The organism is Microbulbifer aggregans (assembly GCF_020524005.1).
GTDB lineage: Bacteria > Pseudomonadota > Gammaproteobacteria > Pseudomonadales > Cellvibrionaceae > Microbulbifer > Microbulbifer aggregans_A.
The window spans coordinates 1-625 of sequence record NZ_JAIVKK010000049.1 but is presented as its reverse complement, the minus strand read 5'-3'; the positions used below and the strand labels follow the sequence as shown (position 1 = coordinate 625).

Here is a 625-nt window from a genome sequence, read left to right as displayed (position 1 = left end):
GTGATTCATGACTGGGGTGAAGTCGTAACAAGGTAGCCCTAGGGGAACCTGGGGCTGGATCACCTCCTTAATCGAAATCGACCTTCGCTTCGTAAGTGCTCACACATATTGCTTGATCGGACTGATGACGTTAGAAGTCGGAAGCCCGTTGGGCGGGTCTAGTGCCCTGAGGTTTACCCAGGGGCAAAAAGTTATAGGCCTGTAGCTCAGCTGGTTAGAGCGCACCCCTGATAAGGGTGAGGTCGGCAGTTCAAGTCTGCCCAGGCCTACCAAAATTCCGCGACTCGGCGCTTTTAAAACTCTTGCATAGCAGGCTATGCGGCGAGCTTTAAAAACACCAATTCGCGAAATTTACATTTCCTTTTGGAAGTGACTTATCGAGATGGGGCTATAGCTCAGCTGGGAGAGCGCTTGGTTTGCATCCAAGAGGTCAGCGGTTCGATCCCGCTTAGCTCCACCATTTCCTACTACTAACGCCAGAGATCAGAAATCTGATTTCTTTAGCATATTGCTTGAGAGTTCAGCTTCCTGATTTTTACATCAGATGCTCTTTAACAAGGTAAAACAATTTGTAGTAATACACTGCAAGGCGAGGTTAAGTACTAACAATACTTAATCAGCAATT

At 47.4% G+C, this 625-nt stretch carries 2 tRNA genes and 1 rRNA gene; all 3 read left to right on the top strand.

The annotated features are described in order from the left end of the window. A 16S ribosomal RNA gene (locus LC093_RS20260) occupies positions 1–70 on the top strand; the annotation flags it as partial. Between the two features lie 125 nt (positions 71–195). Beyond that, positions 196–272 (top strand) — tRNA-Ile (locus LC093_RS20255). Between the two features lie 112 nt (positions 273–384). Beyond that, positions 385–460, top strand: a tRNA-Ala gene (locus LC093_RS20250). The last annotated feature ends 165 nt before the right edge of the window (positions 461–625 follow it).